At 61.2% G+C, this 13,287-nt stretch carries 10 protein-coding genes; 7 read left to right on the plus strand and 3 right to left on the minus strand.

All coding sequences use genetic code 11. The annotated features are described in order from the left end of the window. The first annotated feature begins 76 nt into the window (after positions 1 to 76). Positions 77 to 493, plus strand: coding sequence for a BLUF domain-containing protein (locus EP837_RS22075; RefSeq protein ID WP_066530256.1), 417 nt, complete (start codon positions 77 to 79; stop codon positions 491 to 493). A 168-nt stretch (positions 494 to 661) separates the two neighbouring features. On the opposite strand, the gene EP837_RS14825 is transcribed toward EP837_RS22075, so the two are convergent. Together EP837_RS14825 and EP837_RS14830 are read right to left on the minus strand one after the other, a co-directional pair. Further along, on the minus strand, positions 662 to 1,768 hold the full coding sequence (locus EP837_RS14825) for an extracellular catalytic domain type 1 short-chain-length polyhydroxyalkanoate depolymerase (RefSeq protein ID WP_066530258.1): 1,107 nt from the start codon (positions 1,766 to 1,768) through the stop codon (positions 662 to 664). A gap of 344 nt (positions 1,769 to 2,112) precedes the next feature. Next, the gene (locus EP837_RS14830; protein ID WP_225870663.1) at positions 2,113 to 2,553 is read right to left on the minus strand and encodes an SOS response-associated peptidase family protein; all 441 of its coding nucleotides are present in this window, start codon (positions 2,551 to 2,553) and stop codon (positions 2,113 to 2,115) included. A gap of 439 nt (positions 2,554 to 2,992) precedes the next feature. Here EP837_RS14830 and EP837_RS14835 point away from each other — a divergent pair, with 439 nt between their 5' ends. The 6 genes from EP837_RS14835 to EP837_RS14860 all read left to right on the plus strand — a co-directional run bounded on the left by EP837_RS14835 (position 2,993) and on the right by EP837_RS14860 (position 10,372). Next, on the plus strand, positions 2,993 to 3,382 hold the full coding sequence (locus EP837_RS14835; protein ID WP_066530262.1) for a type II toxin-antitoxin system VapC family toxin: 390 nt from the start codon (positions 2,993 to 2,995) through the stop codon (positions 3,380 to 3,382). Positions 3,383 to 3,466: 84 nt separating this feature from the next. Then, on the plus strand, positions 3,467 to 4,084 hold the full coding sequence (locus EP837_RS14840; RefSeq protein WP_066530268.1) for an SOS response-associated peptidase: 618 nt from the start codon (positions 3,467 to 3,469) through the stop codon (positions 4,082 to 4,084). Further along, on the plus strand, positions 4,084 to 4,506 hold the full coding sequence (locus EP837_RS14845; protein ID WP_066530270.1) for a DUF1810 domain-containing protein: 423 nt from the start codon (positions 4,084 to 4,086) through the stop codon (positions 4,504 to 4,506). Before EP837_RS14840 ends, EP837_RS14845 begins: the two co-directional genes overlap by 1 nt. A 223-nt stretch (positions 4,507 to 4,729) precedes the next feature. Then, the gene (locus EP837_RS14850) at positions 4,730 to 5,386 is read left to right on the plus strand and encodes an ImuA family protein (RefSeq protein ID WP_335676265.1); all 657 of its coding nucleotides are present in this window, start codon (positions 4,730 to 4,732) and stop codon (positions 5,384 to 5,386) included. Next, positions 5,304 to 7,112 carry a DUF6504 family protein gene (locus tag EP837_RS14855; protein WP_082919729.1) on the plus strand — a complete coding sequence of 603 codons (1,809 nt, stop codon included), beginning with the start codon at positions 5,304 to 5,306 and terminating at the stop codon, positions 7,110 to 7,112. The genes EP837_RS14850 and EP837_RS14855 overlap by 83 nt, the downstream gene beginning before the upstream one ends. Further along, complete coding sequence (locus EP837_RS14860; RefSeq protein ID WP_066530275.1) at positions 7,112 to 10,372, plus strand: error-prone DNA polymerase; 3,261 nt, start codon at positions 7,112 to 7,114, stop codon at positions 10,370 to 10,372. Before EP837_RS14855 ends, EP837_RS14860 begins: the two co-directional genes overlap by 1 nt. A 340-nt stretch (positions 10,373 to 10,712) precedes the next feature. On the opposite strand, the gene ligD is transcribed toward EP837_RS14860, so the two are convergent. After that, the gene (gene ligD / locus EP837_RS14865) at positions 10,713 to 13,226 is read right to left on the minus strand and encodes a DNA ligase D (protein WP_066530277.1); all 2,514 of its coding nucleotides are present in this window, start codon (positions 13,224 to 13,226) and stop codon (positions 10,713 to 10,715) included. Between the last annotated feature and the right edge of the window lie 61 nt (positions 13,227 to 13,287).

Raw genomic sequence — 13,287 nt, forward strand, 5'->3', positions numbered from 1 at the left:
AGATCAAGCCACTCCATTAAGCAGAATTGACCTTGGCACACGGGCGCAATTGCCAGACTAAGTAAGTAGGGGAAATATGCCGTTACAATCTCTCATATATGTGAGCGATAGCACCCTATCTGCCGCGGCCGTAGAGGGTGAGATTGATGCCATCATCCAAGTCGCGCGAAGCAGAAATGGCGATCTAGCCGTAACGGGCGCGCTGATGTTCACCCATAGCAATTTCGTGCAGGTCCTGGAGGGCTCGCCTACAGCATTAGATGAATTGATGGCGAGCATCAAAAGAGACAGTCGCCATGAGAATGTACGGGTGCTCGAGGTGGAAGCTCTCACCTCTAGGAGGTTTACTGATTGGGCAATGGCCTATGTAGGTCCTGCTTCGTTGGTTGAACCCCAACTGGCTCCGCTTGTGAAAGCGGACGGGAAGATCAACCCGTTCGCAACTCAGGAGATGATTTCGCTACTCCAATCTTTAGTATCTTTGGGACAATAGGCAAGTTATCGAAATGTTTCACAACAATCCGATGGTCCAGGCAGATATTTACGAGTTCGGAGATGCGTGAACTCAACATAGGTTTTGCCCGATGGGCAAATCTTCCTTTCTCACGAGTTTTCCCCTCGGTTCGTCACTAGCTTCTATCGGCATGCTTGGAGGTTTTTGTCAGCGCATGAGGCCAGCTGCGCGCAAGGCATCCTCGATGATCTTCTCCACGTCTGTCTTCGCGGCAGGCGCGGGCTCGGCGGACGGCAATCGCTCCAGCTGCGCCGTCTTCTCGGCGGGCAGAGTCGACGTCGCATCAGAAGAGCTCCCGTCGAGCAATTTCCAGGTCGCGGCCATTCTGCGGGTTGAGGAGATGCCAACCTCCAGCATGTGCGGCATCACGGTTCCGCAGGCATCTCGCCCGGTTGTGGCGAGTGGGGTGCCATGGCCCATCCCGGTTATGCGATAGTCCTCGATCACAGTCCGCCCTGCTTTATCCATCCATCGGCGGTGGGGATGGCTGCCGACCATAGCGGTGGTGCTCGGCCTTCCGTCCAGACCATGAACTGAAAGCCATTGCGCCAAGATCGCATCCGCATTGATATCAGAGACAGTCGCATCGGCTGTTCCGTGCCAGATGGAGATGCTGGGCCACGGACCGGAATGACCAACGGCACGTCGCACTCGATCACCCAGTTCAGCGCCGCTGTGCCGGCCTGCTCCGCGCATTGCCTCCAGCGCCTGCGACACATTCGATGCCGCGCCGTACGGCAGGCCTGCTATGATCGCGCCTCCCGCAAAGACCTCCGGGTAGGTCGCTAGCAGGATAGATGCCATTGCGCCGCCTGCAGACAGACCTGTGACGAAGATGCGCGACGCGTCTATGTCATAGGTCTCGACCATCGTAGCGATCATCTGACGAATGGACAGCGCCTCGCCACGATCCCGGGCAGCGTCCGCCGGCGAGAACCAGTTGAAGCAGAGATTGGGATTATTGCCCCGCTGCTGCTCAGGAAACAAGAGGGCAAAGCCATGTTCATCCGCCAGTTGCGACCAGCCTGAACCCCGGTCATACCCCGCCGCCGTCTGGGTACAGCCGTGCAGAACGACAACGAGGGCTGGATGTCCCCTAATATTTTTCGGCACATGGGCTTTCGCTCTCAAGGCACCGGGATTGCTACCGAAACCGGCGAGGTCCTTCAAGCGGCCTTGAGGCTCCTTTGCCGAGGCCGCGGACATGGGATGCATGGCTGCCAATTGGGCGATCGTGGCCGATAACTTCTTCATGGGCTGATCTCCGGTCCTCAATGCTGCCGGGCAGCCATTATGGGGCCGCGTTTGCTGCACTGCACAATATGGATGTTCTCTCGGCATGCACAAGCCCCTCATCCGTGATTGTCCCTTATCGCGGCCTCTCTTTGACCTCAGTGACCAATTTCCCAAGCCAATCGTCGATATGCGATGTTCCGATTGACACAGCGCGGCGCCGTTGAGAGGATACGTACCGTCGGCTTGGGCTCTGATACGTGCTGGAACTGAGCCCCAATATGTCAGAACCCCGGGATACGACCTGCCCAAGCGAGAGGCCGACCACCTGCCTAAACACCAGACGCTTCTGGTGCGCCTTTTGCTTAGAACGCGAGGTTCGTCTGCACCGGCTGCGTCAGTATTTCCTCGAGGGCGAACATGCCCGCAGGCGGGGTCACCAGCAGCTCTTCCTCTGGCACCGTGAAATCGAGCCACTCCTGCGCACCGCGGCGTTCGATGATCGCTCCATGTCGGGCCTGGTAGCGGATCACCTCCGGATTGGCGTCGACCGTGAGGATACGGTAGCTGACCGGCCAGCTACCCATGGGCGGCTCCCAGAAACCGGCGAGGTAGAAGAAATTGCCGTCCTGCCTGAAGGCACGAAATTTCTTCTCGCCATTGCGGATATGGAATTCTGACGCCGGTACCAGGCAGCGGTTGCTGGGGAAGCGCTTTCCTTCAGCACGTATGAACTCGTAGGAGATGCCGTCGCTGAACTGGGGATTGGAACCCCAGATCGCCTCGATCATCTCAATTTCAGCCATGTCATCAGGGTTTCGCCTGATGATCGCGCGCCGGCTTCATGCGCATCGGGGTCGAACGGAGCGCCCTTCAAATCCATGCCCAGAACATAAACGGAACGTCGATCGGTATCAAGGTCCGTTGAAACGATCAGTTTTCTGCCTGTCCATGTGTAGCTGCTCAGCTGATATTCATGGAGATATTCTCCTCATCGGAGGAAATCCCATGCCGCTTTATGAATGAAGTGAACCGCATGGCAGAACGCCTCGCGATGCTGCAGAAAGTAGGCAAAACTGAAGCTATCCGCCGCGCTCTGTGACACGAGCTCGAGCGCGAGCAACAAATGCCGTCGCTGGTGGAACGCGGTTTGGCGTTCGCCCGTTCGTTGCGGGCAAAAGCCGGACCCGATGCGGGACGGGTGGCTGACAAGAAATTTATCGATAGCCTCTATGGTGAACCATAATGTTCGTGGACGCGTCTGCTCTCACATCGATACTAGCGCACGAAAGCGATGCTCCGGAGTTGTTGGCTCGCCTTCAAAAGGCGCGCGTTCGCCTCACATCCCCCTTGGCGGTGGGGGAGACGGTACTGGCAATTGCTCGAATTCTCGACCTGGAGGTCCGTCACGCCCACCAAGCTGTGGATGAATTTCTTGCCCTTGCCGAAATTCAGGTCACAGCCGTACCGCCAGAGGCCCGCAACCACGCCATCGACGCCTATGATCGCTACGGGAAGTCACGGCACCCGGCCTCGCTCAACTTCGGCGACTGCTTCGCTTATGCCTGTGCCCGGATCGCAGGTGTGCCCCTCCTCTACAAGGGCGATGACTTTCCCTCCGACCGAACATCGTAACAGCATAGAAGGCACGCGTGCGGTCAGATCAACCGCATTCTTTGGATAGCCGAAGCGAGAGGCGCAACTGGTGAGGAGCATGCGATGTGCAATGACTACCGCCTGGAGGTCGATATCGCCTCGATCGCCGAGGATTTTAAAAACCTGCAGATCAGGATCAAAATGCCTGAAGGCGCACCCAATGTGCCGGCGCGCGAGGACATCAAGATCACTGACATGGCGCCCATCGTCCGTTCCATCGAAGGTGAACGTGGTGTGGGCGAACTGGTCAATAGACGGTGGAGTTGGCCGGGGCCCAAGGGCAAGCCGGTCTATAATTTCCGCAGCGAGGGTCGCGCGTTCAGTTCGCACCGCTGCCTGATCGTGGCCGATGGCTTCTATGAATTTACCGATCCGGCCGACCCCACACGGAAGCGGCGCGACAAGTGGCTGTTCACGTTGAAGGATCACCCATGGTTCTGCATTGCCGGCATTTGGCGAGAGAGCCCCGCTGGCGAGGCCTTCACCATGCTCACCATGGATGCCGGGCCCGACGTTGCGCCCTATCATCATCGCCAGATCATCCCGCTGACCCGTGACCAATGGGCCGACTGGCTTGACCCGACAGTTCCGGCCAGCGAAGTGCTTCGCTGGCTGCCGCAGGGGAGCTTGCCCGTCACCCAGGTCTATGGCGCTCCGCCCGCGCAGGGAGCGCTTGTTTGATGATCACCGATGCAACCCTCGCGCGCTTCGTCGAGGCGCAAGCCCACGTCTATGACACGGCTTTGGCGGAAATCCGGACAGGTGCAAAGCGGTCGCACTGGATGTGGTTTATCTTCCCGCAGCTTCGTGGTCTGGGCCAGAGCCCGACTGCCCATTATTACGGCATTGCCTCGCTCGCGGAAGCCCGAGCCTATCTCGACCATGCTTTGCTGGGTCCGCGCTACCTCGAATGCGTGACGGCGCTGCAGGCGCTTGCGAGCCAAGACCCCATCTCAGTCTTCGGTTTGATCGATGCCAGGAAGCTGCGCTCCTCTTTGACCCTGTTCGCGTGCGCCGACCCTCAGCCGCTTTTCGCTGACGCACTGGACCGCTGGTTTGACGGTGAGTGGGATCCGGCAACACTGCAAATGCTGAAGGGCTGAGCAGAGAGACACGCCAAGAGGCTAGAGCAACAGGATTCATCAGCCTTGACGAATCCCGTGGAACAACGGAACATAAAGGGAACATCTGAGTCGATATGTTCCCATGCCCAGCCCCTCTCCTTCTCTCGATCAGCATCAGGTGGATGCTGTTAAAGCGCTTCGCGCGAACCTCGGGCAGAGTTGCGCGGTACACGTCCCTTCGCTGCCTTTTGGGGTGCCGGATATGGACGACCCGCTTGCCGACCATGGCCTCCATGGCGCTGGTCTGCATGAGATTGCCGCGGCCTCGGCAACGCTGAACGACGATGCCGCCGCCACGCTCTTTATCGCGGGCATCGCCGCACGCTTCGCGGCCCGTAAAAAGGCAGATATTTTCTGGGCCTTGAGCCGTTTTGACCTTTATGCGCCGGGTCTTGAACAGGTGGGCCTTGGTCCCGACCGGATTTTCTATGCGCAAGGGCTGAAAGACAGCGCGGTCCTGGCCATGGCGGAGGATGCCCTGCGCGATGGATCGCTGGCCTGCGTCATTGCGGAGGTGAAGGCGGCTGATCAGACGGCGACGCGCCGGCTGCAGCTTGCTGCCGCTGACGGTAAAACGCCGATGCTCCTCTTCCGGCGCCACCGTTTGCGCGAACGATGCCCTTTGATGGGCCTCTCCTCGGCGATGACGCGCTGGCGGATCGGCTGCGCGCCATCAGAGCCCCTGCCTCATCCCGGTATCGGCCGGCCGCGCTGGTCGGTCGAGCTCGTCCGGCAGCGCAATGGCAATCCCTTCTCTCTTGAATTGGAAGCGTGCGATGACACGGGTCGCCTCGCTCTACCTGCCCCAGCTCGCCATCGAGCGGCTGCGACGGCTAGAGCAACCAACCGAGCCGCTTGAGCACGTCACGGCCGGGCCCCGCTTCGCGCCGCCGGTCGACGATGATCCGGGTGCATGCTCCGTGCCGCGCGGCGGCGGCTGGCGTCCCGGTGCGCGCTGGGCCCGCGACGGGGTGCTAAGACATAAACCTATTGAGGCCGAGATCGACGCCTTGCCGGCGCATCAGCGCCCGTCCATGCGCGAGATGGGCCGACGGAGCGAAGCGGCCCAGCATCCCTTCCGGGCCATGCCTGCCGATGAAGGGGGCGGGTCAGTGTCAACGCCTGCGATCGGCTGGAGGCGCTTGTGGGGCAGGCCAACCATCCTGATCTCTCGCACGGGGCAGCGCGACATCGTCACCTCCGCCTGCCCAGTCGCGCTCGAACTCGGGCTTCGCCCAGGCATGGCGGCAGCCCACGCCCGCGCGCTGGTGACAGAGCTCGACGTCCGTGACGCTGAGCCGGACGCGGATCGCGCCTGGCTCGATCGGCTTGCTCTTCATGCAGTCGCTCACTGGACCCCGACGGCGAGCGTCAGCGGTGAGGATGGGCTTTGGCTGGATCTCACCGGCACCACCCATCTCTTCGGCGGGGAGCAGCGCTTCTGTCGACGACTGCTGCGCTTCCTTGAACGCTTGGGTTTTACCGCCAGCATCGCGATCGCCGGGACGCCAGGCGCCGCACATGCGCTGGCACGCTATGGGGGCGAAGCGGTGAGGCTCTTACCATCTGGAAAGGAAACCGAAGCGCTAGCCGACTTTCCTCTGGCAGCGCTGCGTCTTGAGCCTGAGGCGCTGCAGGGGGCCGCCCGGTTCGGGCTTGAGCGGATCGCGGACCTATACCCCATGCCGCGCGGACCCCTTGCCCGGCGGCTGGGCCTGAGGGCGGTGCAACGGCTCGACCAAGCGCGCGGCATTGTGGCAGAACCCCTAGTCCCGATGGTGCCGTTCGAAGCGCCACGGGTGGAACGCCGGCTGCTTGAGCCGATCGGCACGGCAGAGGCGATCATTCAGGTGATCCGCGATCTCGTCGATGACCTTGTGATCATGCTGCAGCAACGCAGCCTTGGCCTGCGCACCGCGCATCTTGCCTGTTTGATTGTCGATGGGAGCGACCAGCACATCGCCATCGGCACGGCCCGGGCGACGCGGGAGCCCATACATTTGAAGCGCATGTTATCTATGCGCGTCGAGCGGATCGATCCGGGCCTCGGTATCGAGGCGATGACCCTCACCGCCGCGCGCGTCGAAGCGCTGACAGCCCAGACGATTGAGGCTGGCCTCGGCCGGGATGAACGGCCGCCCGACGTCGCGCCGCTCGTTGATCAGCTTACGGGCAGGATCGAGCCGGACAGGCCCTTCCGCCTGACCTCCCATGAGAGCGATGTGCCCGAGCGGGCGGTGCGGCGGATCGGGCCGCTGGCAAAACCGTTGGGCTGGCCGCGCTGGAGGCGGCCGGTGCGGATGCTCAGGCACCCTGAGCCTCTTGTCCATGTCGTCGCCCTGATGCCCGACCATCCGCCGCGACGCTTTACCTGGCGAGGAAAAGCCTATCGTGTCGTCGCAGGCGACGGACCCGAGCGCATCCATGGCGAATGGTGGCGTTCGCGTGAGGAGCTATGGGCGGTGCGCGATTATTTCCGGGTCGAGGCGGAAGATGGTGGTCGCTTCTGGCTGTTCCGCCGCGGCGATGGGGTCGATGAGCAGACCGGTAATTTAAGCTGGTTCATGCACGGGATCTTCGGCTGATGGCCCGCTATGTCGAGCTGCAGGTAACAAGCCACTTCTCCTTCCTGCGCGGCGCCTCCTCGCCCGAACAGCTTTTCTCCGCCGCAGCGCTGCTGGGGCACACGGTACTCGGCCTTGCCGATTGGGGCAGCGTTGCAGGCGTGGTGCGCGGTTGGGACGCACAGAAGGTGACCGGGGTGCGGATGATCGCCGGGTGTCGGGTCGGTCTGCGGGACGGGCGCACCCTCCTCCTCTATCCCACCGATCGCTCGGCCTGGTCTCGCCTGACCCGGCTGCTTTCCATCGGCAAGGCCCGCGGGGGCAAGGGCTTTTGTCTTCTCGACTGGGCCGACGTCGTCGCCCATGCCGAGGGGCAGGTCGCGATCCTCGTACCTGATCTTCCCGGCAACAGCATGCTGTCCAATTTGGCCGAGTTGCAAGAGGCGTTTGGCGCCCGCGCCTATATGGCACTATCGCTGCGCCGACGGCCGGGAGACATCGCCCGGTTGCATGGGCTGGACACAATGGCCCGCGCCACGGGCGTGCGCAGCGTTGCCACCGGCGATATCCTCTATCATTCGCCGGAGATGCGACCGCTGCAGGATGTCATGACCGCGATCCGTGAAAAGACCAGCATCGATGCCCTCGGCTTCAGGCGCGAGCGTTATATGGACCGCAACCTCAAAGCGCCCGAGGAGATGGAGCGGCGCTTCGCTGCCTTCCCCGACGCGATCGAGGCCAGCGCGGATATTGCCGATCAATGCCGGTTTGACCTGGGGGAGATCCAATATCAATATCCCTATGAGCAGGTGATGGAGGGCCGCACCGCGCAGGAGGCGCTGGCCGCCCTTACTGCAGAGGGCGGCGCGCGCATGTTCCCCACCGGGTTGCCGCCGCTCTATGCGCAGCAGATCGACCATGAGCTCAAACTGATCGAGCAACTGGGTTACGCCCCCTATTTCCTGACAGTAAATGCGATCGTCGCTGAGAGTCGGCGGCGGGGCATTTTGTGTCAGGGGCGGGGCTCGGCCGCCAATAGCTGCGTTTGTTTCATGCTGGGCATCACTTCGATCGATCCCATCAAGCATGAGCTGCTCTTCGAGCGCTTTGTCTCAGGCGAGCGCAAGGAGCCGCCCGATATCGACGTCGATTTCGAGCATGAGCGGCGCGAGGAAATCATCCAGTGGATCTACCAGACCTATGGCCGGACCCGCTCGGCGCTGACAGCGGTGGTGACCCGCTATCGCACGCGCGGCGCTGTCGCTGAGGTGGGCAAGGCGCTGGGGCTGCCACGCGACTTGACCAAGATGCTCACCGGCCTCGTCTGGGGGTGGTCGATTGACGGCATCACCGACCAGCAGATTGAGAGCCTCAACCTCAATGCCGATGATCATCGGCTGAAGCTGACGCTGGAGCTATCCCGCCAGCTGATCGGCACGCCCCGCCACCTCTCCCAGCATCCCGGCGGCTTTGTGCTGACCCAGGACCGGCTCGATGATCTCGTGCCGATCGAGCCAGCGCGGATGGAAGACCGGCAAATTATCGAATGGGATAAGAATGATATCGATGCCTTGAACTTCATGAAGGTCGATGTGCTGGGCCTTGGCATGCTTGGTTGCATGAACCGCGCCTTCAATCTGCTAGGCGAGCATAAGGGCATCAAGAAGACGATGGCCGACCTTCAGGATGATGATCCGGCCGTCTATGCCATGATCCAGCGCGCCGACACGCTCGGCGTCTTCCAGATCGAGAGCCGCGCGCAGATGTCGATGCTGCCGCGGATCAAGCCCAAGGAATTTTATGATCTTGTCATCGAAGTCGCGATCGTCCGCCCCGGGCCGATCCAGGGCGACATGGTGCATCCCTATCTGCGCCGGCGAGAGGGCAAGGAGGTGCCCGAATATCCTAAGGACGAACTGAAGGCTGTTCTGAAGAAGACGCTGGGCGTGCCGCTTTTTCAGGAACAGGCGATGAAGGTCGCGATCGTCGGCGCCGGGTTCACCCCCGCTGAGGCCGACCAGCTGCGACGTGCCATGGCGACCTTCAAGCTGACCGGCGGAGTCAGCCATTTTTACGACAAGTTGGTGAACGGCATGATCGCGCGCGGATATCCCAAGGACTTTGCCGAGCGGACCTTCAAGCAGATCGAGGGGTTCGGGAGCTATGGCTTCCCCGAAAGCCATGCAGCGAGCTTCGCTAAGATCGCCTATGCCTCCTGCTGGATGAAGCATCATCATCCCGATGTCTTCTGCGCCGCTTTGCTGAACGCCCAGCCCATGGGTTTCTATGCGCCGGCTCAGATCGTGCGCGATGCCCGCAACCATGGTGTCGAGGTTCGGCCAGTCTCCATCAACCACAGCCATTGGGATTGTACGCTCGAGCCCGCACGCGGTCGCACCAAGGCCGTGCGGCTCGGGTTTCGGCAAGTACGTGGGCTAGCCAATAGCCATGGCGCTGCGATCGCCGGGGCACGCGGGCCGGCGCTGTTCGAGAGCGTTGAGGAGGTCTGGCGCCGCTCCGGCGTACCCCGCGCTGCGATCGAACGGCTTGCAGAGGCCGATGCCTTTGCCTGCATCGCCCAGGACCGGCGCCAGGGGCTTTGGAGGGTCAAGGGACTGGGCGAAGCCCCCCTCCCACTCTTTGCCGCTGCGGACGCGCGCGAGGGCAGATTCTCACCTGAAGGCCAGGAAGCGCCAGTCGCCCTTCAACCTATGACCGAAGGCCGTGAGGTGGTGGAGGACTATCGCTCGCTCCAGCTCTCGCTGCGCAATCATCCGCTCACCTTCCTTCGTCCCGAGCTTGAGGCGATGCAGATCGTGCGCTGCGCGGATCTCAGGTCCATCCGCGATGGCCGCAATGTCGAAGTGGCAGGTGTCATTCTAGTGCGCCAGCGGCCCGGGTCAGCCAAGGGGGTGCTATTCGTCACGATCGAGGACGAGACGGGGGTCGCTCAGGGCATTCTCTGGCCTGACCGGTTCGAGATCTATCGGCGGCAGGTCATGTCCGCCTCGATGATCGCGATGCGGGGACGGCTGCAGAAGGAGGGCGAGGTGATCCACATCATATGCGATAGGATCACCGATCATGACGCGATGCTGCGCTCGATCGGGCGGACCAAGTTCAGCGTCACGCCCGGACGGGGTGATGGCGCTAGTCATGGCGGGGGCCCCGATCCACGCGATCCCGCGTTCCCTCGGGGACGGACTTTAGCCTCACCGCCTTTCGGGACAATCACGGAGCCGGACCAGCTTTTGCCTATCCGCAGCCATGATTTTCATTGAAAAGCAGATAAGCCATCAATAGCCGATTAGCCGCAACGGCCCTGTAAAGAATGGCGGCGCTATTCTTGAATAATTACCAGCCCCCCATGTCACGGAAGTTTATAACACCAAGAACCCCTAGAAGGACAAGGCTGAGAAACACCGATATGAGTAGCGATCCCAGGCACCCAAACTTGTTCGAAAAGAAAAAGAACATCAGCTTCTCACCCATTAAGCTAATCGACAACTAGCAGCATTCGCCGCCGTTCCAGTAAGCCGGAGCAGAGGCCTTAAAAATTTCCGGCTGTCTAGCAGCTCAGCTGGATGCTCAGGCACTGGAGCGACACGGGAAGCGCCGCCATCAAAGGTCAGGAAGGATCTGATCAGCCCTGCCCCAATGAAAAAGGTCCTTCGAGCTGGCGCGCTTCAGCAGTTCAGCGCCATTGCCGATATGCCAATGCGCGGGACTATCCAGGTCCCGCAATTCTTCCCATGTGAGCGGCGCTGCTACAGGCGCGAACGGCCGTGAGCGTGCACTATACGGCATGACTGCGGTCGCGCCGCGCTGGTTACGCAGATAATCGATGAAAATGCGTCCGGTGCGCTTTGCCTTTGCAAGGGCAGCGGTGAAGCGGGCGGGCTCGGCCTGTGCAAGGGCCATGGCGAAGCGGTGAGCGAAATCTTTCACCTGCGGCCACTCGGCCGCGGGGGTAAGCGGCGCAATCACATGGACGCCCTTGCCGCCCGTCACCATGGGAAAAGTGACGAGCCCCATCTGCGCCAGCACATCCTTCACATGGAAAGCGGCTGAGACCACATCCTTGAAATCGAGGCCTTCATCGGGATCAAGATCAAAGACTAGCCGGTCAGCTTTTTCGACATCCTCAATCCGGGCTCCCCAGCCATGAAACTCGATCGTGCCCATTTGTACGCAGGTGAGAAGGCCTGCTGGCGTATCGACGAACAGATAGGGCTCTTCATGCCCATCCTTCTCCCGAATGGCGACATGCTTGACCGCCTCCCCGAAGCTGCCGGCATCATGCTTCTGGAAAAAGCATTTCTTGTCCCTGCCCTGCGGGCAACGTACCAGGCTGATGGGGCGACTGCCTGCCCATGGCAACATGACCTCTGCCACCGCTTCATAATAATCTGCCAGCAGCCCTTTGGTGAGCTTGCCCTCTGGAAAGATCACCCGCTCGCGATTGCTGATTTTGACGCCGCTGCCGACCGGCGCGCAGGTGACGATCTCTACCGGCGCCTCAACCTCAAGGACAACGGCCTCGGGCTTCTTGTCCTCTCTCAGGCCAAGATAGCTCGGATGCCGCAGCACCCCTTCATCTGTAAATTCGATATAGGCAATTTCGGCGACCAACTTTGGCTTAATCCAGTGCGCGCCGCGGACAGCTGGGCGCGGCGCCTCCACGGTAGCGCTCTCCTGCTCGAGGGGCGCCATCAATGCCATGAGACGTTCGATCTCGTCGCCTGTAAATCCTGTGCCGACCTTGCCGGCAAAGCGAAGTGTGCCTTCTTCATTCACTCCGAGAAGCAGCGAGCGAAATCCGCGCTGCTTGTCCGAGGGCGTCCAGCCGACGATCACAAATTCCTGGCGCCGGATGCACTTGGTCTTGACCCAACTGCCTGACCGGGACCCCGAGTAGCGAGCGTCAATCCGCTTGGAGATGACGCCCTCGAGGCCTGCGCCGCAAAAGCTGTCGAACAACTGCTCGCCGCGCCCGACAATATGATCGGAATAGCGCAGGTGACCAATACCATCCCCCAGCAAAGCGGCCAGCATCTCCTTCCGCTCGGTGAGCGGCCGCTGCGTGAGATCTTCACCGTTCAATTCAAGGAGGTCAAAGGCAAAGTAGTCGATCTTTCGGGGATTGCCTTTGAGGGCGGCCTGGAGAGCCTGGAAGCTCGTGCGGCCATCGGGCAGGAGCACAACCGCCTCACCGTCGATCAGGGCACTGGACATGTCGAGTGTGAGCGCATCGGCAATCAGCGCGGCAAAGCGATCGGACCAATCGAGCCCTGAGCGGGTATAGGCACGCCCCTCACCCCCGCCAACCGCGAGAAGCGTGCGGTAACCGTCATATTTAAGCTCGTGCAGCCAACGATCGCCCGGGGGCACATGGTCGACCAGCGCAGCGAGCTGCACGGGTCGGAAGGGCGGCAGCTTTCCGGTGGCTTTGCCCTTTTTTGCCGCCACCCTTGTCGCTGTCCTGGGCGAGCTCGGAAGTGCCGTGGCGGCCTTCGCACTCTTGCGCTTCGCCCCCTTTTTCCCCGCTGCAATTTCCTCCATGGTGCGACCGCTTTCGATGCTGGTGAGATGCGTGCCAACCAGGTCATCTGACCCACCCGCGAATTCATCCTTCACCTTGCGGAGGATCCAGTTCTCGCCCTTCTCCTTGCCGCGCGGCTTCAGGCGGAAGAGGATCCACTCGCCCTGCATCCGGCGGCCATGAAGGATGAAATGGAGATGACCTTCAGGCAATGTCCGCCGCGGGTCCTTTCCGGGGATCGACTCCCACGTGCCATTGTCCCAGAGCATTACCGTCCCGCCGCCATATTCTCCTTTGGGGATGGTGCCCTCGAACCGGGCATAGTCGAGCGGATGGTCCTCGGTGCGCACAGCCAAGCGTTTATCATCAGGATTAAGGCTTGGCCCGCGTGTCACGGCCCAGCTGACAAGCACATCGTCGAGCTCCAGGCGGAAATCATAATGGAGTCTGGTTGCGGCATGTTTCTGTACGACAAAGCCGTTACCGGTGGACGGCACGCTCGCGCCTGTGGGCTCCGGAGTCAGCGCGAAATCGCGCTTTGCGCGGTATTTCGTCAGCTTTTCGCCGGCTTGATTGGTTTGCGCCTTTGGCATGCCGTTCCGTCTGGTAATTGTCTCTCTTCAATCCGCAGACATGGAGCCTGTTCCCAAACGC

This window comes from Sphingobium sp. EP60837 (assembly GCF_001658005.1).
GTDB classification, from domain to species: Bacteria; Pseudomonadota; Alphaproteobacteria; order Sphingomonadales; family Sphingomonadaceae; genus Sphingobium; species Sphingobium tyrosinilyticum.